Here is a 22,679-nt window from a genome sequence, read left to right as displayed (position 1 = left end):
TTGAGAATGAATATAGAAAATATATTTACACCTTCATATGTTTCACTATTTTGTATAGAGTTATGAGTTTAATTGCTCTGTAGTATGTGGTTTTGGTTTTATTATGCTATTTGTTGATTAATATTAGGTGCGAAAGTTAAGATATTTTGTTATGATTAATTCATTTATTCATAACATATGTTTATGATTTCTAAACCCGTACGACTTTTATATCATCTTCCAGTAAGTAACAGATGTATCCACACACCTCATCACCTGTTATCTCTTCTATAGCTTTTACATAGTAGCGAACTTGTTTTAAATGATGCTCACTATAAGCTATGGAACTCTTGTAGTCAATGACATTCCAAGAGCCGTCTATACATTTAACAAGAAGATCTATGTAGCGAAGATTGTTTTTATAACGAAGTGCTTTTTCTTTGTAACAAATGCCATCTGTTAGCGTTAGTATCTCTTTTGAATCTAAAAACATCTTTACTCTATTCACAATGTCATCGACTCTCTCGGCTTCTAAAGAAAAGCCAAACTTATTGATCATCATGCTCTTTGCATTTTCTATACTCTCATGAGTAAACTCACTCATCATCTCTAACATATAGTGAAGTGCAAGACCAAAGTTAATGGCGTTTAGGTCGCCATTTTGCTCATCTTCTAAGACTAAAATATCACTCTGTGTTCCGTAGTACATTTCGTTAAATACTAATTTCTTAGGAGTTTTCTTCTCTTTTTTAGGCATTTCTTTACAACTAAGTTCTCCAAAATTTCCTACACAAAGTCCAAGGTCTCCAAAAGTAGATTTCTCAGATTTTTGAATGATTATAAGATTTTCTCTTGCTCTTGTAAATGCCACATATAAAGCGTTTAGACTATCTTCGCTTACTAGTCTTGCCTCTTTTTCTAGTGCATTCTCGTACTCTCTATCTATCTCCGATCTAGCCTTTGTTCTTAGATAAACATTTTGTAAGGTTATCCCCTCATATTCATAGATAATACTAGCTTTTGAAACTGGTGGTTTTTTAAGTCTGTCCATCACTATAACATGCTCGTACTCTAAACCCTTAGACTTATGAATAGTCAGTACCCTTACACCGCTCAGGTCAGAGGCAGCTGCTTTTGTGTCAAGTCTTTCATACTCAAAGAGCAGAGCTTCTATGTCACTGTAGTTTTTGACAACATTTAAAAAACGTATGAGATGAAAGTCATTGTGAAAGAGTTCAAACTTTTCTATGGCACCCTTTATGACGTCAAGGAGTTTTACAGAGTTAAAGTCCACAAACGCCACTCCGCACTCTTTCATCTCTATGAGTGCGAAGAAGTTGCGTTTATATATCTCTTTTTTAAAGTACAGGTATTTAAGGTACTCCAAAAGTGCTTGAATGCTTTTTTGGTTTATGAGTTTTGTTGTGGTCTCTGTTACTACTTCTATGCCCTCTTCTACAAGAGCGTTCTTCATCTCTTCCCCATCTCCGTTTGTTGCACACAAAATAGCGATTTCGTTTAGGTCTGCACCCTCTTTTATAAACCTCTTGACTTGTTCTATGCTTTCTTCTAGAACCTCATCATTTTGCACTATCTCTACATAGCCTTTGTCTGCTTCTTTTCTTACTAACTGAGGTGTGTATTTTTTTATCTTGCCAAGAAAGGCTCTGTTTACAAACTCTACTACCTCTTTTTGAGACCGGTAGTTTGTCAGGAGTTTGTCTACCTCAGTGGCGTTTTCTTCTACTACTTCACCAAAGAGCGCTGAAACTCCCCCACGAAACCTATAAATGGACTGCTTCACATCCCCTACAAAGAAAAAGCTTCCATTTTCAAAGATGCCATTTCCAGAAGTTATCTCTTTTATGAGTGGTTGGAGTATCTTGTACTGAGTTATGCTTGTGTCTTGAAACTCGTCTAGAAGTATATGCTCTATCTTCGCATCAAGTCTAAAGTATAAAAACTCACTATCATCAAGAGTATGGAGTATCTCATACACAAGTGCTGTTACATCTGAAAAACTTAGTTCGCTGTCGTCCATATAGAGAGCTTTTTTTGACTTTACATAGATGTCTACGAGTTCATTTAGCGCATAAAAGAAGTTCTGCTCTTTTGCTCTATGACTCATCTTTACAGCATTTTGAATGGTATGAAGATGTAAGTTCATCTCTAGTGTGAAACACTTCTTAAAAACCCAGTATTCTAAACTCTCTTTGACAACCCAACTTTTTTCTTTGAGTTCTTCAAAGCTTTGTGCTTCTACAGCTTTGATAAGAGAGGCTGAAGCACCTTTACAGTTAGAGACTATGCTTTGGAGTGAGCTAAGTGCTGCCATAGCTTCAGCCTCATAGTCTTTAGCTTGATACTTTTTAAACTCTAAGGTAGTGAGTTCTTCTTTTTTAAGATAAAACTCATCAAGCAAGGCAAATATGTCGCTCACTCTTTTTTTAGACTCCAAAGAGAGGTTTATAAGCACATCGCGTTTACCTGCCACACTCACCTCTTTTAAGAAACGCGACATGAGTTTTAGTTCGTGTTGGGAGTTAAATGTAGAGAAGTCTGGCATCAAAGAAGCATACAGAGAAAACTTTCTAAGTATCTGAGTGAAGAAACTATCTATAGTCATTATCTTAGTGTGTGAATTTAAAAACTCTAGGAGTATTCTCTTTCTATTTTCAAGTACGTAAGTTTGAGAAAGTTCTGTGACTTTGAGTATCTCTAAAAGTTCTCCACGAGTCTCTAACTCTTCTAGTGTCTCCACTATTCTCTCACTCATCTCATTTGCAGCTTTTTTAGTAAACGTGAGTGCCAAAACCTTGGAAGCATCCGCCCCGCCAAAAAGAAGTGATAAGTAACGAACAACAAGCATAAATGTCTTACCACTTCCTGCACTTGCCTCGTATGCGAGATTATTTTTTAGCATTTATCTAGTGATTTCCTCTCATAAAATTATCATGTTCATTCCACTTGAGTTTATCACAATACTTTGTTGTTGAAAATGCAAATATATGTAAAAACATATCCCAAAACTTGTTTACTGCTTTCATTATTTTATAATCCATTGTATAACTCCTATAATACTAACAACAAAACCACCGTATACACCATACTTTAATCCACCATATAGAATTTTAGTGGTATAAAAATCGCTCATTTCAAATATTGTTAATTTCTCTTTATTTTTTAATTTTTCTTCAATCTTCTTTCTTCTTTTTATAATGCCTTCTGACCTTTCATCTACATATTCAGCACCTCGTTTTGTAACCCAACATAAGTATGAAATCACTAATCCAATTATAATTAATCCCATGTAATTCCCTTTTTTATCTTCCACACATTATTTTGTACTCACAAAAGAGACAGTTTTTTACATCTTCACACATTACAGTTCCTATCTCTTCAACAAGCAGTAGGTCTTTTATGTGGCTTCCTAGTATTGCAAGTTTTTCAGATAGAAAAGCTTCTTGGACTATTTGTGATTCTTTAAGGTCATAAAACCCACAAGCACTTACTTCGCCTACACTACTTGCAAGCAGATGGTAAAACTCCAACTGAAAGTCTGTAGCTTCTGTAAAGTTGTTTTTGTTATAGAGTGAGTATGAGCCTGTTTTATAGTCTAGTACTTCTAGTGTGTCTTCGCGTTTGTCTATTCTGTCTATGTTTCCAACGAGGTTCATTCCCTCATACTCTATGCTAAAGTGCTCTTCGGTATAAACTACCTTATACCCATCGGCAAATCTTTGTATCTCTTTGTCATAAAACGCTACAAGTCTCTTTTTTTGTAGGGCGATAAGGTAAGTATCAAGCTCACTTTTTCCACATACCTTGTCAAGTTCTTTTTCTAAGTCCCTTTGGAGCTGGACTCTATCTTCATAACTATCTTTTTTACTATAGAGTTCTTTAAGAGCCAAGTGAACACCATTCCCTATTTCGTACTCTTCTGGCATGTCTTTGGGTATCTTATGTTCGCTCAGTCGCTCTATGTACTTGTGATAGTACTTGCGTTTACATGTTAGGTAAGTTTTAAGTCTTGTACTTGAGAGTTCTACATCTTTAAAAGAGTACTCTATCATTTTGTCCTCAAAGACTGCTTTTTCATGAGGTTTTACTTCAAAGAGTATGTTTGCAAACTCTAGCTCATCATATATTTTTTGCTCTTTTATACCTAACTCTTTAAGAAAACGCGAGGAACTGCTTTCCTCAGATGATACATAAGATATTGCCACTTCTTTTGAAGAGTTTATAAGCATCTCGTAGTAATGCTTTTGCAGGTTTTCTCTGTCTTTCATCGTTGGGAGTGATGCACTCTCTCGCAGTGAGGAGTTTAAAAACATGTCCTTATCACTGCGTTTAGGGACGTTTTTGTCATCAAAGTCTATAATGATGACTCCATCAAACTCTACAGAACGAGTCTCAAGAACTCCCAGAACAGTAACTTTACCGCCACGAACATCATCAAGTGTTCTTTGTGAGAGTCTTTGCATAAAAAGATTGAGCAGCGACTTTATGCTCATCTCTTTCATAAAGGGAAGAACTCTTCCAAAACTATGGAGTTCTTCTTCGTATATCTTTATCTCTTTTTTTGAAGCAAAGAACTCTTTTATCTCTTGCATAAACGCAACGAAGTCAACTTCGTTCGCACTTTTGTAGTAGATGCCAAAAAGAAGAGTATGCAACTCTTTACCAACTCTTTCTACTCTGGCTTCATTTTCTTCTGAGTCTTGCTCTATCGCTTTTATGGTCGCATTTAGCTTAGTGTACAAGCTCGTTGTGCTAAAAGCATCACCCATCGCGAGGTTTAGGTTAGACTTATCATCGAAGCTTTTTAAGACTTCCGCCATGCCCTCGTTTGGAACTACCACTACAATGTTTTCTGCCTCATAACCTTTTTGCACAAACTCATAGATTTTACTTTTAACAAACGCCACCTGTAAAAGAGACTCACTAAAACTTTCACAACTGATGTTGGAGTTTTTCACTATTGGATTCTTTTCTAAAATGGTTTTATCGTTTAAAGACAGGCGGTACTCATACCCAGCTTCAAGTTCTATGCCAAGGTCTGAAAATCTACTCTGCATTTTTGTGTTAAATCTACTTGTATTAAAAACAAGTTCAACTTCAGTATATTCACAACACTTGTCTAGAAGTTCAAACTCGAAGTTTGTCAAATGTCCATCTATCTTTAGTTTTATGCTTGTGTGGCTTGAAGCATATGCAGCATGAAACTCATATAACTTTGGAAGAAAAATCTTGTCTAAGTACTTTCTCTCGTTACAAAGTTTCTCATAACGCAGGTAAAGTTCTTCAAGGATGGTTATATGCTCTTCATACTCAGCATATAAGTCCGCACTTGCTAAGTTTTTTATATCATACTTCTCAGCACTTAACTCAGCAAAAAATTTAAAAATGTATGTTGAGTTTTTAGTAAAAGTAAAAAAGTTTCTCTGGATTTGAAGAGCCTCAAACTCTTTAAAATCAGAAGCTTCTAAAAGAAGTAAAACGCGAGAGTCATCATCTATTGTGATGTAGTTTGGAACTATGCAGAGCTTACCAATAAACTCACCCATAGTGACATAGTTTGGTAAAAAGAGTGATTCTTCTTGGAGTTTTAATTGTTCATGTCTAATCGCACGAGCAGAAGAGAGGATTAGTGTATTTTCATCCATGGCTTAGTATTCGTATGAGTTAGTATTTCTAGTATCAGCTTTGATATGATAGTACTTATAATCATCACCAATCTCTACTTTAGCAATAATATTCCACACACCCTCTCTAGGAAATTCTAAGCCTGAGAATAAATATATTCCATTTTTAATTTGTGGATTATCTAGTTTTTGATCAAACTCTTTTGTCTCAGGTCTACTTGTAGAAATAATAACTTTTGCATTATTAATAACCTCGGCATTTTTATCTGTTACTTTGAATGCTACACTATTTGTAAGTGCAAAACCTTCTACATAGTTTACATCATACTTTTTATCAAAGCTAATCGTTGCTCTAATAATTTCATTTGCATTTAAATCAGCATCTTGATACTTACTCATATATACATCACTTTCTTGAATATTTGCACTTTGAGTTACAACTATAGTTGCTACACAAAAACCAAAAACAAGCATTATTGAACCACCTATAAAGTATGGCCATATTCTTCCACTGCTAAAGAGACTCATTTTCTTGCCTTTTTCGATAAAGTTTTCTTTTAATCAACATAATCACAGCATACAGAATAACTCCATAAAAGAAGATTTTTACAGCCATAAAAACATACTTACCTGATTGACCTGTCCCATCTGTGAGTTCATGCCCATGACTCATTGCAATTTGCTCTGCAATATCAAGGTAACCGTTAAACATAGCAGCCGAATATTTATCCACTACTTCACCACTTTTAGATCTTTGACCTAGCAGTGGTAAAATTGTACCCCCATTGCTACTTGAAATTTCTTTGAAATTATCCCAAGAACGAGCATAAATAATTGCCATTAGATATGCTTGTACTGAAGAAGCATTTGGACTTAGCACTTGTTTTTTATCAAAATACTTATATAAAGACTCATCATTTGAGAATATGTCAACTTTAGAATCCATTTCAGCAAATACCAAAGTAATTGTTGGTTCAGTAAATTCTTGAACAAGTTTCTTTTCGTACTCTAGAATTTTTGTGTCTACTGGTAGATCTCTCAACATTAAAAGTCGTAAAGATATACCTGTTTTACTAAAAAGTTCAGTTCCTACTCTTTCAACAGAGTCACTAAACTTCTCATTGAAAACCACTTCATCTTTATATAAATATTCTGCTATTAATTGTGTTTGAAAAAACAGTGTGAAGATGAGGGCCGCAAGCCCCCTCGAATAATTCAACTAAACTCCCTAACCTATGAAAAGGTGATTAGGAGTGACAGCAACATAAATTGTATATGCTGCTAGTAGTACTAGACCAAGTGTTATTAATTTTTCCATTTATAACTCCTCTTCTTTAACTTCAACTACTTTACCATTTTCATCAATTTTTACATTAACTATATGGTTGGTTCTGCTCTGTGTATTACGCATTTCAATTGATTCTTCATTCACTATTTTGTAATACTTTTGTTGATTTTCATCTTGAACTGCCATTGATAAGTATGAAAAAGTTAAAGTTACAAGAACTAAAACTACAGTTGCTATTAAAAAACCCAACATGCCATCTATAACAAATAAGCCTCTCTTTTCATTTGTACGTTGATCCATATCTATCCCCCTACTTCGTTAAGCTAGTGATATATGCACCAACAGCTTGTTTTTGTGTAGCATTTAGTCTATTAAAGGCAGGCATAGAACCAATGAAACCTTTCTTCCCACGGTTTAAAACATCTACAGTAAATTCAGCAGTACCGTATGATGCTAAGTTAGGACTCATACCACCCATACCTTTTCCATCTAGACCATGACATGAAGAACAAGCTCCAGCAAACACATCTGAACCTTCACCTTTCATCCCATTTGCAACATAAGAAGATACTATCTCGATTTCTAAATCTGTAATTGGAGCATAGTCCTTGTTTGCATTCATAATACCATTACGGTCTGGCATATCACCCATTGGGTAGTTAAGACCTTTAGCCCCGTTATTTATTGTATCAACAATTGCTTTAGCACTTCCCCAAACATTTAAGTCTGCAGATTTACCGTCGATACCATCAGCTGAAAGACCATGACACACTTTACATTCTGATAAGAAAACAGATTCACCCATATTTATCATGTATTCTGTTTTTTCTTCTTCACTAAACTCTTGCATCTTATCTGCAAAATCTTTAGTAAACTTATCGTTAAGTACTTTTGTATCTTCGTTATACTCACCAATTTGTGAATAACTATTAACTGGATAACCAATTGTAAAATACCATGCAGCCCAAACCATCGTAGCTAAAAATATAACTGCCCAACCTTGAGGAACTGGATTTCTAAACTCTCCAATATCATCCCAAGAATCATCAACTAATTCACCATCAGCAGTATCAACTTGCATTTGACGAACATACTTAATAACAACAAATACTGTTATCACAACAAGTGCCATAGCAGCTAAAACTGTAAGTAAATTAACTATATCACCACTTAAAATTTCAGACAAATCTTTTCCAGAGTCGCCCGCAGTTATCACTAATGTATAATATGTTACTACCAACATAAGTACTGTAATAATAACTCCCCAAAGATAAATCTTATTCATATATCTCTCCTATTTCTTATCGTACCCATTAGGTACTTTATCATTTTTAACAGCATTTACTGGAGTATCTGTAATATCATCATGAAGTGCTAAATCAGCATACTCTTCATAGTCATGACCATCTGAATCTTTTCTATTTTTATATAAATGATATATATAAGCATAAAGACCAACTGTCAAAAATACAACAACTGCTAAATAACCATAAGCCTGTAGTTCGGCAATTCCCATTGTTTCTTCCACTTACTTTAGACTATTCATATATGCAATAATAGCTACAATTTCAGGAATCTTACCCTTAGAAACTGCATCTTTAACATCTTCATCTTTCATATCAGCAACAATGAGTTTAGCTTCAGCTAAAGCTAATCTTTTTGCATCTTCAAGTGTATCTCCCATTTCTATATAAGTGGTAGAACCATCTTTCATAGGAATCATTCTTGCGTTTTCAGTACCTATATCTTTAGTAAAAGTATATGGTGTTTTAAAAAATGAAGCAACAGTTAATTGTTCTGCATATGCAGTATCAATATCTGTCTCATTTTTGTACATCCATTTATATGCTGGCATAATAGAACCAGGAACAACACCAGCTGGATCTTTCATATGATGCTCATGCCAGTCAGTTGTACGGTAGTTACCTACACGTAGTAAGTCTGGACCAGTACGTTTAGAGCCCCAAAGAAATGGTCTATCAAAAGCATACTCGCCACTTAGTGAATAGTGCCCATAACGGTCAGTCTCTGACTTAAATGGACGAATTAACTGTGAGTGACATGCATTACAGCTATTATTTATATAAACATGACGACCTGCTAGCTCTAAAGTAGAGTAAGGAGTCGTACCAACAAGTGGACGCGCGGACTCTGCAAAGTTTGGAACAATCTCTACCAAACCAGCAAAAGCAATAGTAATAAATACACCTAGCGCAAAAGCAAATGGATTTTTTTCTAACCAATGAAACATATTATAATCCTTTATTAAGCGCCCATAGGCGATGCATTTTGTAGCTCAGATTCGTCAATTTCACGAGCAGATGTAGTTTTATAAATGTTATATGCAAACATAATAAAACCAATTAAATACAGAGTACCACCAACAGCACGAAGTGTAAAGTAAGGATGTAAAACAGTAACTGTATCGATGAATGAATAAGCTAAGTTACCATATTCATCGTGAGCACGCCACATCATACCTTGTGTAATTCCTGCAATCCACATAGAAGTAAAGTAAAGTACAATACCTAATGTTTGAATCCAAAACTGAGTTGCCATAAGAGACTTTGAGTATATCTCGCGTTTAAAGAAACGTGGTGCCATATGGTATATAGCTGCAACAATCGTAAATCCAACCCAACCAAGGGCACCATCATGAACATGACCAACAATCCAGTCAGTAAAGTGTGCAATAGCATTAACAGATTTAATAGCTTGAATAGGACCTTCTAATGTAGAGAACATATAGAATGTAGAACCAAGAATCATAAACTTAATTATTGGAGATGATGCAACTTGTTGCCACTCACCTTTCATAGTAAGAAGCATATTAATAGCTGAACCCCATGAAGGTAAAATAAGAACTATGGAAAATATAGAACCCATTGTCTGAACCCAGTCAGGAACTGTTGAGTAAAGAACATGGTGTCCACCTGCCCATAAGTAAACAAACATTAGTCCCCAGAATGAAAGTAATGATAGTTTATATGAGTAAATAGCTTGACCTGACTCTTTAGGTAAAAAGTAGTAAATGATTGCAACAATTGGTGTTGTTAAAACAAATGCAACTGCATTATGCCCAAACCACCACTGAACAAGTGCATCATTTGTACCAGAATACATAGAAACTGAATGATACCATGCTCCAATTCCACCTGAGAGGAAGTAAGTAGGTACTTCTAAGTTGTTAAAAAGGTGAAGCATTGCAACAGCAAGAAAAGTTGCAACATAGTACCAGATAGAAACATAAAGTGTCTTCTCTCTACGCATACCAACAAGACCAGCAATACTTGCTCCCCATAGTAACCATATAACTGTGATACCTAGATCTAATGGCCACTCAAATTCAGCATACTCTTTAGAAGTAGTAATACCCATCAGTAATGAAACTACAATAACAGCAGATGCTGCAAAGTAAATCCAAAAGTGTAAGTAACCTATCATCATAAGTGTTTTAGACTCAGCCATTGATACCTTAAGTACACGTTGACCAACAAAATACCAAGTTGACCACACAGAACTCAGTACAAAACCATAAATCACACTATCTGTATGTAAAACTCTTAAACGGCTAAAGTTTGTATACTCTGCTAAACCTTCTCCAAGAAAAGTGTTTAACCCGGGATAAGCCATTTGCCAAGCTATTAACACACCAACAAACATACCAACAATACCAACAAAAATAGCATTCATCATGAATAATTTTGCGATTGTATAATCATATTCTAACGGACGATCAACCATATAGTCTCCTCTAATATAGAAAATGTAAATTTACCTTAAACTTGTAAAAAGCTTAAATAAATAATTTACGTATATGATTTTAACCATTAATAGATTTGATAATCCTTAAAAGCTGTTGTTATAATAATCTAATGGAGTTTATTGTCTTTTCTCATTGCTTCAATAAGATCTGCATTATCAATCTTCATCTTTTGGAATGATTCTTGGAGATACTTGTAGAGAGATTCTTCATTCATTCCCTCTTTTGACACCTCTTTATAATATTCAAAAAAATCACTATATGGTGTTATGCCTGTTGCAAGTACTAAACGAAGACTAATATCACTAAAGTAATGGTTCCAAGATGGTGTAATTTTTGTTATTATTTTTTTCTTAATTCTAAGTGTTATAGTGAAAATAACTACCATCACAATTGAAAGAAAAACTATAAAAGCAACGATAGAACCTGCTAATCCTAGTAATTCAGAAGAGTACTTATTAAAAATAAGTCCAAATTCAATGAACGGTAGTGAAATAAATAAAAAAATAATACTCGTGCTACTCATGCCACCTAAAGGCTTGTTGTTAAATATAGTTCTTTTATTACCATTAGTGTTTGAAAAAGTTGATAAAATAGTTTGAAGTGAATATTGAGGCATTGTTATCCTTGATGGTTTATAGTAGAGGAAGTATTATTAAGAGTATAAACTATACTCTTAATGGTTTAAAAATTAAATTGTATGTATTCACCAATACTAACAAGTATCACAGTTGCTAAAAATGAAAGATTGATTCTCATAAATACTTTTCTAGCATCTTTAGGATTAAAGTCTTTACTTAACAGAACTAAACTGCTTATAAAAGCAAATATTCCTGTTACAACAAGTAAACCTAAAATAATGTAATTATCAGTTTTAAATATACTCACCATAAATATTCCAGTTTGAATAGTCATAACAAGCCATATAAAAGTTACACGCTGTAAGCTAATCTTGCCAAATAAACGCATAGCAGTAGGATAACCGCCATCTTTATAATCAACATAAAAAAGCATTACAAGTAACCAAAAATGTGGTATCTGCCATATAAAGTAGAATAAGCCTAATGCATAAAATTCTGCTTCTGCTAAAGATTGATAAGTTGCTATCCCATCTTCAGGTAGTCTAGCCGTAATCCAACCAATTGCAGGAGGAATAACACCAAGTATAGCACCAGGAACAACAGCTAAAGAACTGTGCTTTTTTAGAGGTGTATACACTATGTTATACCATACAAAAGCGAATAAGAAAAGATTAAATCCAACCAGTCCAAGCAAGTCATATATAAGTACTAATGAAGCGACTACAAGTGTAAGAGCAATAACAACACCTGTCGTAGGAGACCAGATACCCGAAGCTATTGGTCTGTGTTTTGTTCTATCCATTAGAGCATCTGACTTATACTCTTGAACTTGATTAAGAGCTGAAACACCCAAGGCAACTAGAAGTACGCCAAGAGTTGCTGTTAACATATCAATTCCAAATTCACCTTTTGCCATTACATAAGCAAAGAGAGCCGAAAGGCTCACTGCAAAAGAGAGATGGAACTTAGTGAGAACAAGAAAGTGTTTAATCATTACTTAGCTTCTAAGTACTTTGCTACTTCTTGTATCTCTGCTTCTGATACATAAGGGAATGCTGGCATTGTGCCCATCATACCTTTTTTACCATGCTTTAACACATTACGTAAAAGGTCTACATCATAGCTTACAAGACTTGGAGACGTACCATACTGTCCCTTACCATCTTCACCATGACATGAACTACATGCTGCAAATGAAGCAGGTTGATCACCTTTCATTCCACCAGCTACATAAGCCGCAATCTCCTCGGCATCTGTACCAGAAGCCATACCAGCAGGCATTGCACCCATAGCATAGCCAAGTTGATCTTGACCATTATTTATTACGTCCAATACTTGCTCTTTAGTCAATCTTCTAGTCTTAAGAGTAGGTCCAACAAGTTGCTTATCTGTTGTAATTGCATGACAACTTTTACATCCGTGTTGCTGTAATACTGCATCGCCTGATTTACCATAGTCACCTTTTGGTGTATCATCACTACTATTGAACCAAGCATAGTATTCATCTTTTGGAAGTACTACAATTCTAGAGTACATATATGAGTGATCCGTACCACAGTACTCAGCACACTCAACATCATATTCACCTACTTTTTCAGCATTAAACCACTGTTTTGTTATACGACCTGGAACAACATCCTCTTTCATACGGAAAGCTGGGACAAAGAATGCATGTATAACATCATCGATTGGTGCCGTCATATTTAAGATGATATTTGTATTAACTGGTACATAGAGTGCCGATAGGCCCATTGTTCCTTCTTGAACAATTTTACCATTTTCATCCCGTACAGGCTTAGTAAATGCTCCCCCAAGTTTGTGAACAAATCCACTTGGATTTGCAGCATATTCATATCTCCATTTCCATTTACTACCTTCAACTTGTACGGTAATACTTTCATTAGCTGCTGGCATAGTTCTAGCAGTTACCATTGATGTGTATCCGTACCAGAAACATACAAACAGTGTAATTGTAGGAACTACTGTCCATACAATTTCTAAAGCTGTATTATGTGTGATATTTTCAATATCTTCATTTTTTACATTACTTTCATGGTATTTCCATGCTAAATAAACCATTGGTAAAACAACAGAAGCAAATAGTACTACTGAAATCCAAAGGTTAATTACTAGAGCTTCATTAATATGCTCTGCAATGACAGTACCACTTGTGTTAAAACCTTCTAACATAGCGCCTCCTTAGTGACTTGAGTGTGCAGCTTTATGACTACCACCACTCGTAATTTCTGATGAAATATGACTCTCATCTGTATATTGAAAGTTCTGTACGTCGTAAATAACAACTGTAAAGAAAAATACAACGATGAAAACAGAAAAAGAAACCATCCATCCAATAAGTGTTTCACCTTTTAAGTGCATATAATAGAATAGAATAATAATTGCTTTGACTAGACCAATAAACATTTGAACAGCAAATATGTCATGAGTTAAGAACATACTTGGCTGAATAAAAGTAACTGCAGTTAAAATTAAAAGTCCTATTAGAACTTTATAATAACCACCCTTTTCTGCTTGATAATCTACTTTTGTACTAGTGCCCATTACTATGTCCTCCTGCAAAAATTGATCCAAAGTCTGGCATGTGATATCCGCCGACATCAGCACCAATCATATAGAAATAAGGAAAAACAAATACCCAGATTAAGTGAACTAAATCCCAGTAAAGTGCGATATTCCAATGAAGTATGTGATGTTCTGGAGTTACTTTGTTTGCATTAATACGCTTAAGTAACCAGACCATAAGACCAATACCTATAATAATGTGAAAACCGTGTAAACCAGTCATTGTAAAATACATTCCAAAGAATAATATTTGACCAAATGGCTTAGAGTGGTCATTTCCAGACTGAAGTGCATCAAGACCTAAGAAAACACCATGCTGATACTCAGCTGTCCACTCTATTGCTTTTACTCCTAAGAATACAAAAGCAAGAATAATAGTAGCCCATATCATAAGTTTAGCACCTTTGATATCACCACTACGCATCTTAAGTAAACCAAGACCCATTGTAAGTGCAGATACTAATAGTACAACTGTATTAAAACCACCAAGAACTCTATTTAAAGATGCTGATGCATCAAGAAAGTCTTGACTATGTAGTGTAAAGTAATATGTAAGAACCATAAACATAGCTCCAAACATAAGAACTTCAGTTAACATAAATAACCAAAATCCTAATTTACCACCGTAAAAGTCACCTTGCCAACCTTGAACTTCATGTTCTACTCCATCGCGAGTAGTCGCGATTTCTGGTACGTATGCGTGATCAGACATTAATCAATCCTTTTCATAGTTTCATAATCAAATTTAACCACTGGCTCACCATGGTGATATTCATATGGATTAAAATCAACATAAGGAACTTTTGTATGGTTCTCTAATGGTGGTGGTGAACTTGGCAAGTGCCACTCTAGTGTTGTAGCATTCCAAGGGTTAGTTCCTGAAAGCTCACCTTTTTTCCAACAACTTAAGAAGTTGTAAAACATAAGAACTAGTCCAGCTAAAATTACAGCTGCACCAACACCAGAAATTTGGTGATAAATCTCAAATTCAGGAAGATAATCAAAATAACGTCTCGGCATACCGTAGTAACCAGCGATAAACATTGGGAACCAAAGTAAGTTAATACCAACAAAGTTTAACCAAAATGCAACTTTAGCTCTTGTTTCGTTAAGTAATCTACCAGTAACTACTGGATACCAATAGTGCATACCAGCGAAGAATAAGAAAACAACTCCACCAAGAATAGCATAGTGAAAGTGTGCAACAGAATAGTAAGTATCTTGAAGGTGGATATCAGAACCAACCATAGCGATAGTTACACCTGTAAGACCACCAATAGCAAAAGTCACGATAGTTCCTAAAGCCCATAACATAGAAGATGAAAGAATAACCTTTCCTTTGTACATTGTAGCAATCCAGTCATAGAACTTAATACCTGTTGGAATCGCAACAAAGAATGTAAGGAATGAGAAAATTGTTTTAGCTATATCTGACATACCAGAAGTAAAAAGGTGGTGACCCCATACTAAATAACCAATACCTGCGATTGATGCAGATGAAAGTGCAATTGTACGGTAACCAAAAATTTCTCTTCTTGAGAATGTTGGAATAATTTCAGACATAATACCAAATGCTGGTAAAATCATTAAATAAACCGCTGGGTGAGAGTAAATCCAAAATAGGTGCTCAAAAAGTACTGGATCTCCACCTTTAGCAGGATCAAATATACCAATACCGAAGTATTTCTCTAATATAGCAAGAATAAGTGTAATACCTACAACTGGTGTTGCAAGAAGTTGAATCCATGCTGTTGCATAAATACCCCATACAAATAATGGCATTTTAAAGAAATCCATTCCTGGAGCACGTAAACGGTGAATAGTTACAAGAAAGTTAAGACCTGTAAGAATAGATGCCATACCAAGAACAAATGCAGCAACAAGTGTAGTAATTACATTTGTATCTGTGTTTAAACTATATGGAGCATAGAATGTCCAACCAGTATCAGCGAATCCATTTCCAGTCCATAATGAAGAAAGTGCTATTAAACACCCCACTATGTATAACCAAAAAGTGAACCAGTTAAGTCTTGGGAAAGATACGTCTTTTGCCCCAATCATTAATGGCATAATAATATTTCCAAAAACTGCTGGAATACCTGGAATGATAAATAAGAAAACCATTATTACACCATGAAGTGTAAATGCTTGGTTAAATGTATCCCCATCCATAATTTGTGCACCAGGTGCAAATAACTCTATTCTCATCGCCATTGCTGTAAAAATGGCAACAAAAAAGAATGTAAACATAACCGCGGCATACATAATACCAATACGTTTATGGTCTACAGTTAATAACCACTGCATAACTTTGGTTTTTGGGTGGCCAATGGCACAGTGTGTTTCGTCGAAATAACTTTTACTCATTCTCTTCTCCTTTTTTTTGATGGTCTTCTTCTTTTCTTCCAGACTTAACTAGGTAGATAAAAAAGCCAAATACTAATGTCAACATTACTATCGCTGCTATTTTCTCCCAAACAAAGATGTAAGTCTTTCCTTTAGGGTCATATGCAAAACAGTAAAGTAGTGTTTTTGCTATCGTAGGTCCAACTTTTCCGTCTGAAGCTTCGACTAAAGCCATCTTAGCATCAAAAGGAAGTTGCTCAATACCGTTAAGGTAACGAGTAATTTTTCCTTCTGGTGACAAGATAATTAATGCCGCAGCATGAATATAATCAACTTTACCTGCTTCAGATACAGTCTTCTCGTAAACAAATCCAACTTTCTCAGCTAATACGCCAGAACTGTTGTTTTCTCCAATTACAAAATGCCATGCATCAGCTACATAAGCTCGTGACATCGATGCTAGTTGGTTCTTGCGTTTAGACTTTGCTAAGTCAGGTGTCTCATCTTCTGCAAAACTTACAGTTAAAACTTTATAATCTGTATTTTCTGCAAGATCAAGACGACTTAGCATTTTTGCTAAATCATTTAGTTGAGGAGTACAAATACCCGCACATCTAAAATAATTTAAAGTAAGAATGGTTGGTTTCCCATCCATTAATTCCTTTAATGTGACACTTTTTGATTCTTCATTTAAAAATGTTAAATCAAGCGGTACCATGTTTCCTAGTTTCTCTTGAATGCCTAATGTATCTGCATTAGAAAAAGAAAAAAGTAAAGATAATACCAATAAGAATTTTCTCAAAATAGCCTCCTGATAGAAAATAATGTGAATTATACATTATACTTGCTTTAAGAAATCTTTAAGTTATATAAATTTTAGTTATGTTTTTGATTATAAAAAGTTATGACTTGGAGTATTTAGTTTATTTGGCTTGATCAGTATAAGAGCGACTAATGCGATAATGGAAAAAAGATAGAAATATAAGAGCTCACCACTTAATTTCAAAGCAATCATTCCAAAAACCGTATTTCCTTGAGGTATAAGAAAATATAATAATCTTACCTGTTTTTCAACTTTCTTAATCCATTCTAAATTATCTTTATTAGTTTTTATATTTGGGATATGACGATGAAGCAATATAAAATATATTATTGGGAGTTCTATGAACTTATATGCTACAAGTCCATAAACAAAGTACATATTATATAAACCATCATAATATAGTGGAGGGATTATTTCATAATTAAAACTAACTAGGGTAGCCACTACTGCCAAAAGTAGTACTACTAGCACCATCAAGCGACGACGTTTATCTAGTTTTTCAATTAATTCTTGCAATTTAGGTATCTAGACTAAGCTCTATTTTCTTTCATAAGATCTATAAACTGTTTAAAAATATAAGCACTTTCTTTTGGTCCAGGACTAGCTTCTGGATGATGCTGTACTGAAAATATTGGTTCATTTTTATACTTTAAACCTTCAATCGTATTGTCAAAAAGATTTGTATGTGTTACATCCGCTATCTCTATTATATTGTCAGGAACATTATAATTATGGTTTTGTGCTGTTATTTCTACGAGACCTGTCTTCTCGTTTTTTACAGGATGGTTTCCACCATGATGTCCAAACTTTAGTTTGAAAGTATCGTATCCGTGAGAGATTGAAAGAAGTTGGTGACCTAAACAAATACCAAAAATAGGAATTTTAGCAGTAATAAGTTTTTTAATTTGTTCTTGCTCTTTTTTAAGTACAAGTGGATCGCCGGGACCATTTGATAGGAAAACACCATCAATTATTTTTTGATTATATTGTTCTATTAAATCTTCTGCTTGAAAATCATTTGGTCTTACATCAACACTCATTCCAGCATTAACAAGTTCATTTAAAATATTACGTTTCACACCAAAGTCAATGACTGCTATTTTAGCCTTTACTTCTGGAGCTTCTTCATATTCAAAACCACTCTTATCATTATAAGTACTTGATGTATGTTTATAAGCTACTTTTGTACTCACTTGCTCAATGTAGTTTACATCTTCAATACGAGGAGAATTATCTAAAACTTTTTTTAGTTCTTCTTTGTCACTTATCTCAGTAGAAGCGACCATCATCATAGCACCTTCACTTCGTATCATCTTCGTTAAGTATCTAGTGTCAATGTTACAAATTCCCATAATATTGTGATTAATTAAAAACTCATGAAGTGATTCTTCTGCTCTAAAGTTAGAATAGCGTGATTGATAATTTCTAACAATCATACCCTTAGCATATGCAGATTTACTCTCCATATCCTGAATGTTTACACCAACATTTCCAATTTCTGGCATTGTAAATGTCACAAATTGTCCAGCATATGAAGGGTCACTAACGATCTCTTGATATCCACTTAAAGAAGTATTAAAAACGATCTCGCCAACAACAGTGTCTTCAACACCAAAGCTATCTGCCTCTAAAAATATACCATTCTCAAGATATATATAAACCCGCTTTAGATTTTGAAGACTAGTCACTATTCCATACCTCTTTTCACTATCTCTTCACGATATATTTTTTCATATAGTATATCGAATTCATCAGTCCCTGGAATATATCGTTTTTTATAAGATCTAATCTTATCAAGAACAGCATCCTCTATCTCAGAAGCTTCTGCAATAAAGCCAGTAATAGCATTATAGATTATATTTTTTATACGATTCTCTGTAACGTCAAACTGGATTAAATCTTCTTCATACAGTTCATCTAAAATTTTATGTGCAATATCGGAGTAGCGTTCTTCATAATTTAAGATAACACCATATTCAGGTGCTAATTTTTTCTTAATCATAAAAAATAGTTGTCTCTCGTCTGCAAGCATAAACTCGATTTCTTCTTCATTTTCTTCACAAATAATATCTACTTTTTCCTCAAGTGCCATCTCTTGTTTTACATTCTCTGCAAGCACTTTTTCTGCTTCTTGAGCAACACGTTCAAGCCCTTGAGTCATTGTCACGAAACCACTTTTATTTAAATCTATTGAAATTTTATTGGAAATATGAGGAATAGTTTTTAGTGATATTTTCATTGTGTGAGAACCCTACTTATTTATTAAATTTGGACATTTTACAATAAGTAAGGTAAAAGTTTGATTATTTATCTGACTTTCCTATTTAATATATATACAAATATTCTGTATCACTAATGTCATAAAATATTTTCAATGCATCTTCAGATCTTTTGTATGAACCTAAGATTGTGTTAGTATTATCTTTTACATTCATCACTTCTAAGGTGTCCATCTTTTCATTTGTAATAAAGTCTGCTTTAACACCATAAGAGTCTGCTCCCATAGAACTCAAACCATTTATGATAAAGCCCATTTGATAAGAAGTGTCTTGTCTTTGTAAGTATACAAACTGCTCTGACTCAGTGTAATCAACACTATAACTATAAGAAGGGTGATCTGCAGCAGTAATCTCTCCTGTAGCACTTAAATTACTATCATAACTATTCTCATCACCTACACTGACACTTGCAAGTATGTTTGATGTAATGCTGGTTTGAGCATAGTCAAATGTTAAATTAGCATCCATATCATACTGTTGTGTACTATTTACAAAGTTAATATCTGCCTGTATTTTAGCTTCACCTTGAGAGGCATTAACTTTCATAATAAAACCATCAATGCTTATAGCCTTAAAAGGGTTTAATGAGTTCCAGCCAAGAGTCAGTAAAGACTCTATATCAAATTCTATGTTATATGATGCTAGTGCCAACTCATCTAAAAGAATTGCCAATCCGTTTATGCCGACTTGAGAGATATAGATATTTTGAGCACCCATTTGACCAAAATCATCGCTAATATTTAAATCTTTAATGTAGTATTCCCATAAATTTTCATCTTCAATATTTTTCATCAATATATCTGCACTTAAGCTCTGAGATCCTTTAGATATAAGGACATCCATACTGTAAACATGTTCACCAATTGTATCAATTGTATATGGATCATTTATATTAGCTGACACAACTCTTATATTTGAAATACTTGCATCTTTATAATCAAATTCACTAAGGTTAACTTGTTCACGGGTATCCTCTTTTAACATAACTATTGTTGAAAGAGAAAAGTTTCTAATATTTTGGATATTTACTATATAGTAGTCACCATTATTTGTGCTTACAAGTAAAACTTCATCTTCTTCTAAAAATTTTAAAGTTTTATCTATCGTATCAAAAATATCCCGACAAGCATATGTCCCATCATTATTCTGAGTACAGTTATATCTATTATCAAATGTTTCAAATGTTTTTGCTTCTACTCTTGAAAAATTTGTTAAACTTGATAGAAGTTCAATAGTACCATCTGCACTAACCAAGTAAGGCATACCTTTTTCGAATGTAACATCATCACGACCATTTATCCACCAATCTAGATCTTTAAATGAAAGTGATGTTTTAAATACACCTTCTATTGTTGGTTCAGAATTTATACCAACTAAAGTACCATTTAGCTCATTGTTTTGAGTATTATGTGCATCAAAGTATAATTTACCATCAAAACTTCTTCCATCATCAGTTGTCACAGAGCCATCTAATGCTGCATTTAATGCATTTGGACTAAAATTCAGAGCTCCATATTCACTTACGAATACTCTTATATCAAAAGCATCTACAAGTGCTTGAGTTTGAGCACCTGTACTTGCACTAATGTCACCTGAGCCTTCTAAGTCCAAAGTCCCATTACTTCTATCAAATAAAAATCCAGATAAATTCATAGTATAGTTATCTGAAGATATTATGTTAATGTTATTTGTACTCACAACTCTGTTAAACTGTATTGCACTTACATCCATTGAAGTTGCATTGAAGTGAGTTTTAAATGCAACATTCGCTTTATTTCCATCAGTCCCTTCATTTGCAATTGTCAAGTATGCATCACCATCTACACTACTTTCACAAAGAAAAAATACTAAACAGATATTTGTATTTAAGTTTCCTATAGACAAGCTAACCTTATCTCCATAGCTTGTTGTATGTGAGCCAGATGATTGATTATCTGCTGCGATATCCATAGCAATAGCTGCACTACTAGCTATCTCACTCATTCTATCACCAAACAACAATAGAGTTGTATTTAGATCCTCCGTGACTTCTGTTTGAAATGCTGTAGCACTTAGATATGATTCTTCCAGAAGAGATTTCATACCAAGAGCACTTCCTAAACCTTGAGGCACTAACTCTCTCATAATATCTCCTGACACTAAAGAGAGTAAGTCATGTGTTTGATTATTTGTAGTGTATAAAGATAATGGTCCATTTCTCATACTTCTAGCAAAATATTTTGCATCATCTAAATCTACATTATTATTAAGTGATAAAAGTCCTTCTACAAGTTCTTTAGCATTAGTACCTGCAACCACGGTATGTCCAGTTCTAATATCTTCTATAGTTGTGAGTGAACCTTCCTCTATCACTACTACATCATCCTTCTCACCTTCACTGGCATTAGCATAACAAAGTGCTTTTGCACTTTTTAATGTTGTAGCCTGAGCTTCTATACTTTGATCTGAAAACCAATATGATTCATACTGATCACCACTTTCACTAATTGCATCTGCGGCTATACAATAACCCGCTTCAAGATAGTTGATATCTATTATCCATTCCCCCATTAAAGTTGTCGATATTGCAAGACCATTATTTTGTATATGATCCGTAAAGTCCATAGATATAAAGCCCATAGAACCACTTCCACTCAAGCCATCAGCACTCATACTTACTACCATGTCAACCTTAGAAGATATAACATAAAAAGTTTTTCCTTTAATTAACTCTAGTGTAAATTCTATAGGTGTATCATCTTTAGGCACATACACATCATCAGTTGAATTTTCATCAATACTATCAGTATTCTCTCCCTCATCATCTATAGTAAAAAATGTATTTATCCATTCAAATATCATAGACTTTAAGTAATCAATAATATCAGTAATAATGCTATTGCTTGTCACTTCATTAAGAGCTGGAGCTTTAGAAGAAGTTGATCTTAGCTTAGTATAGAGTTCCTGTATATATCCCTGAACCGTTTCATCAGCTGCTAGGTTATCTACATTAAATATATCACTATCAGAAACATACGATTGCAAGAGATATGGAACATACTCGGATATTAAATCTTCTTTTATAAGGTAAATAGAGTCTCTAGTAAAATCATCGATGTTTGCAGAACTTCTAGCAATGTTTTGCAAGTCTGATGTCATTTCAAGAGGCTCTACTGTTTCTATCGCAGTCTCTTCATTTATAACAGAAAGAGAATTTCCTTGCCCCTCACCTCCACATCCTGAAAGTACTAGTAAAACTAGGGTTAAAAAAGATATCTTGAGCATCATTGTTTGTCCTTTTTATTCTAATATTAGAACTAATATAGCCAAACAAATGATGATAACTAGTAAATTATATGCTTTAGGTATATTAAAATAACTTATATGTTTCCTAATGAAACAATAGTGCTTTA

Annotated in this window: 22 protein-coding genes; all 22 read right to left on the bottom strand. The window is 34.1% G+C overall.

Annotation, left to right across the window (positions count from 1 at the left end; genetic code table 11):
• Positions 1 to 190: 190 nt before the first annotated feature.
• Positions 191 to 2,902: a RecB-like helicase gene (locus HOG88_RS08130; protein WP_295005028.1), complete on the bottom strand. Its 2,712-nt coding sequence runs from the start codon at positions 2,900 to 2,902 to the stop codon at positions 191 to 193.
• A gap of 4 nt (positions 2,903 to 2,906) precedes the next feature.
• Positions 2,907 to 3,041 (bottom strand): hypothetical protein, encoded by a 135-nt coding sequence (locus HOG88_RS08125; protein WP_295005026.1) that lies wholly within the window; start codon positions 3,039 to 3,041, stop codon positions 2,907 to 2,909.
• A complete protein-coding gene (locus HOG88_RS08120) occupies positions 3,026 to 3,289 on the bottom strand; it encodes a hypothetical protein (protein WP_295005024.1) in 264 nt (87 codons plus the stop codon). The genes HOG88_RS08125 and HOG88_RS08120 overlap by 16 nt, the downstream gene beginning before the upstream one ends.
• Before the next feature lie 13 nt (positions 3,290 to 3,302).
• A complete protein-coding gene (locus tag HOG88_RS08115; protein WP_295005022.1) occupies positions 3,303 to 5,645 on the bottom strand; it encodes a PD-(D/E)XK nuclease family protein in 2,343 nt (780 codons plus the stop codon).
• A 3-nt stretch (positions 5,646 to 5,648) separates the two neighbouring features.
• Entirely contained in the window at positions 5,649 to 6,152 is a 504-nt protein-coding gene (locus HOG88_RS08110) for a hypothetical protein (protein ID WP_295005020.1), read from the bottom strand.
• A complete protein-coding gene (locus HOG88_RS08105) occupies positions 6,139 to 6,843 on the bottom strand; it encodes a 3-dehydroquinate dehydratase (RefSeq protein WP_295005018.1) in 705 nt (234 codons plus the stop codon). Before HOG88_RS08105 ends, HOG88_RS08110 begins: the two co-directional genes overlap by 14 nt.
• 99 nt (positions 6,844 to 6,942) lie before the next feature.
• The gene (locus HOG88_RS08100; RefSeq protein ID WP_295005016.1) at positions 6,943 to 7,212 is read right to left on the bottom strand and encodes a DUF4006 family protein; all 270 of its coding nucleotides are present in this window, start codon (positions 7,210 to 7,212) and stop codon (positions 6,943 to 6,945) included.
• Between the two features lie 10 nt (positions 7,213 to 7,222).
• Positions 7,223 to 8,197 (bottom strand): cbb3-type cytochrome c oxidase N-terminal domain-containing protein, encoded by a 975-nt coding sequence (locus HOG88_RS08095; RefSeq protein WP_295005014.1) that lies wholly within the window; start codon positions 8,195 to 8,197, stop codon positions 7,223 to 7,225.
• A 9-nt stretch (positions 8,198 to 8,206) separates the two neighbouring features.
• Positions 8,207 to 8,440 carry a cytochrome c oxidase, cbb3-type, CcoQ subunit gene (locus HOG88_RS08090; RefSeq protein WP_348653107.1) on the bottom strand — a complete coding sequence of 78 codons (234 nt, stop codon included), beginning with the start codon at positions 8,438 to 8,440 and terminating at the stop codon, positions 8,207 to 8,209.
• On the bottom strand, positions 8,441 to 9,163 hold the full coding sequence (ccoO, locus tag HOG88_RS08085; RefSeq protein WP_295005012.1) for a cytochrome-c oxidase, cbb3-type subunit II: 723 nt from the start codon (positions 9,161 to 9,163) through the stop codon (positions 8,441 to 8,443).
• Positions 9,164 to 9,177: 14 nt separating this feature from the next.
• Positions 9,178 to 10,656 carry a cytochrome-c oxidase, cbb3-type subunit I gene (ccoN, locus tag HOG88_RS08080; protein ID WP_295005010.1) on the bottom strand — a complete coding sequence of 493 codons (1,479 nt, stop codon included), beginning with the start codon at positions 10,654 to 10,656 and terminating at the stop codon, positions 9,178 to 9,180.
• Positions 10,657 to 10,784: 128 nt separating this feature from the next.
• Positions 10,785 to 11,294: a hypothetical protein gene (locus HOG88_RS08075; RefSeq protein ID WP_295005008.1), complete on the bottom strand. Its 510-nt coding sequence runs from the start codon at positions 11,292 to 11,294 to the stop codon at positions 10,785 to 10,787.
• Between the two features lie 65 nt (positions 11,295 to 11,359).
• Positions 11,360 to 12,250 carry a UbiA family prenyltransferase gene (locus HOG88_RS08070; protein ID WP_295005006.1) on the bottom strand — a complete coding sequence of 297 codons (891 nt, stop codon included), beginning with the start codon at positions 12,248 to 12,250 and terminating at the stop codon, positions 11,360 to 11,362.
• Complete coding sequence (gene coxB / locus HOG88_RS08065; protein WP_295005004.1) at positions 12,250 to 13,446, bottom strand: cytochrome c oxidase subunit II; 1,197 nt, start codon at positions 13,444 to 13,446, stop codon at positions 12,250 to 12,252. Before coxB ends, HOG88_RS08070 begins: the two co-directional genes overlap by 1 nt.
• Before the next feature lie 9 nt (positions 13,447 to 13,455).
• Positions 13,456 to 13,818 (bottom strand): cytochrome C oxidase subunit IV family protein, encoded by a 363-nt coding sequence (locus HOG88_RS08060; RefSeq protein ID WP_295005002.1) that lies wholly within the window; start codon positions 13,816 to 13,818, stop codon positions 13,456 to 13,458.
• Positions 13,808 to 14,551: a cytochrome c oxidase subunit 3 gene (locus HOG88_RS08055; RefSeq protein ID WP_295005000.1), complete on the bottom strand. Its 744-nt coding sequence runs from the start codon at positions 14,549 to 14,551 to the stop codon at positions 13,808 to 13,810. Before HOG88_RS08055 ends, HOG88_RS08060 begins: the two co-directional genes overlap by 11 nt.
• Entirely contained in the window at positions 14,551 to 16,206 is a 1,656-nt protein-coding gene (locus HOG88_RS08050; RefSeq protein ID WP_295004997.1) for a cbb3-type cytochrome c oxidase subunit I, read from the bottom strand. Before HOG88_RS08050 ends, HOG88_RS08055 begins: the two co-directional genes overlap by 1 nt.
• The gene (locus tag HOG88_RS08045; protein WP_295004995.1) at positions 16,199 to 16,987 is read right to left on the bottom strand and encodes an SCO family protein; all 789 of its coding nucleotides are present in this window, start codon (positions 16,985 to 16,987) and stop codon (positions 16,199 to 16,201) included. The genes HOG88_RS08050 and HOG88_RS08045 overlap by 8 nt, the downstream gene beginning before the upstream one ends.
• A gap of 90 nt (positions 16,988 to 17,077) precedes the next feature.
• Entirely contained in the window at positions 17,078 to 17,524 is a 447-nt protein-coding gene (locus HOG88_RS08040) for a hypothetical protein (RefSeq protein ID WP_295004993.1), read from the bottom strand.
• 14 nt (positions 17,525 to 17,538) lie between these two features.
• On the bottom strand, positions 17,539 to 18,696 hold the full coding sequence (carA, locus tag HOG88_RS08035) for a glutamine-hydrolyzing carbamoyl-phosphate synthase small subunit (protein WP_295004991.1): 1,158 nt from the start codon (positions 18,694 to 18,696) through the stop codon (positions 17,539 to 17,541).
• The gene (locus tag HOG88_RS08030; RefSeq protein WP_295004989.1) at positions 18,696 to 19,247 is read right to left on the bottom strand and encodes a DUF507 family protein; all 552 of its coding nucleotides are present in this window, start codon (positions 19,245 to 19,247) and stop codon (positions 18,696 to 18,698) included. The genes carA and HOG88_RS08030 overlap by 1 nt, the downstream gene beginning before the upstream one ends.
• A gap of 85 nt (positions 19,248 to 19,332) precedes the next feature.
• Complete coding sequence (locus HOG88_RS08025) at positions 19,333 to 22,554, bottom strand: hypothetical protein (RefSeq protein WP_295004987.1); 3,222 nt, start codon at positions 22,552 to 22,554, stop codon at positions 19,333 to 19,335.
• Positions 22,555 to 22,679: the final 125 nt, after the last annotated feature.

It is taken from the genome of Sulfurimonas sp., from assembly GCF_018698455.1.
Taxonomy (GTDB): Bacteria; Campylobacterota; Campylobacteria; order Campylobacterales; family Sulfurimonadaceae; genus Sulfurimonas.
The sequence above is the reverse complement of the archived record's forward strand: the minus strand, read 5'-3'. Positions and strand labels throughout refer to the sequence as shown.

Excerpts from the sequence above, each read along its gene's own strand:
- HOG88_RS08055 (WP_295005000.1), bottom strand. The coding sequence starts at position 14,551 with ATGTCTGATCACGCATACGTACCAGAAATCGCGACTACTCGCGATGGA.
- ccoN (WP_295005010.1), bottom strand. The coding sequence starts at position 10,656 with ATGGTTGATCGTCCGTTAGAATATGATTATACAATCGCAAAATTATTC.
- HOG88_RS08100 (WP_295005016.1), bottom strand. The coding sequence starts at position 7,212 with ATGGATCAACGTACAAATGAAAAGAGAGGCTTATTTGTTATAGATGGC.
- HOG88_RS08130 (WP_295005028.1), bottom strand. The coding sequence starts at position 2,902 with ATGCTAAAAAATAATCTCGCATACGAGGCAAGTGCAGGAAGTGGTAAG.
- HOG88_RS08050 (WP_295004997.1), bottom strand. The coding sequence starts at position 16,206 with ATGAGTAAAAGTTATTTCGACGAAACACACTGTGCCATTGGCCACCCA.
- HOG88_RS08070 (WP_295005006.1), bottom strand. The coding sequence starts at position 12,250 with ATGATTAAACACTTTCTTGTTCTCACTAAGTTCCATCTCTCTTTTGCA.
- ccoO (WP_295005012.1), bottom strand. The coding sequence starts at position 9,163 with ATGTTTCATTGGTTAGAAAAAAATCCATTTGCTTTTGCGCTAGGTGTA.
- HOG88_RS08095 (WP_295005014.1), bottom strand. The coding sequence starts at position 8,197 with ATGAATAAGATTTATCTTTGGGGAGTTATTATTACAGTACTTATGTTG.
- HOG88_RS08075 (WP_295005008.1), bottom strand. The coding sequence starts at position 11,294 with ATGCCTCAATATTCACTTCAAACTATTTTATCAACTTTTTCAAACACT.
- HOG88_RS08115 (WP_295005022.1), bottom strand. The coding sequence starts at position 5,645 with ATGGATGAAAATACACTAATCCTCTCTTCTGCTCGTGCGATTAGACAT.
- HOG88_RS08060 (WP_295005002.1), bottom strand. The coding sequence starts at position 13,818 with ATGGGCACTAGTACAAAAGTAGATTATCAAGCAGAAAAGGGTGGTTAT.
- HOG88_RS08030 (WP_295004989.1), bottom strand. The coding sequence starts at position 19,247 with ATGAAAATATCACTAAAAACTATTCCTCATATTTCCAATAAAATTTCA.
- HOG88_RS08110 (WP_295005020.1), bottom strand. The coding sequence starts at position 6,152 with ATGAGTCTCTTTAGCAGTGGAAGAATATGGCCATACTTTATAGGTGGT.
- HOG88_RS08120 (WP_295005024.1), bottom strand. The coding sequence starts at position 3,289 with ATGGGATTAATTATAATTGGATTAGTGATTTCATACTTATGTTGGGTT.
- HOG88_RS08025 (WP_295004987.1), bottom strand. The coding sequence starts at position 22,554 with ATGATGCTCAAGATATCTTTTTTAACCCTAGTTTTACTAGTACTTTCA.
- coxB (WP_295005004.1), bottom strand. The coding sequence starts at position 13,446 with ATGTTAGAAGGTTTTAACACAAGTGGTACTGTCATTGCAGAGCATATT.
- HOG88_RS08125 (WP_295005026.1), bottom strand. The coding sequence starts at position 3,041 with ATGGATTATAAAATAATGAAAGCAGTAAACAAGTTTTGGGATATGTTT.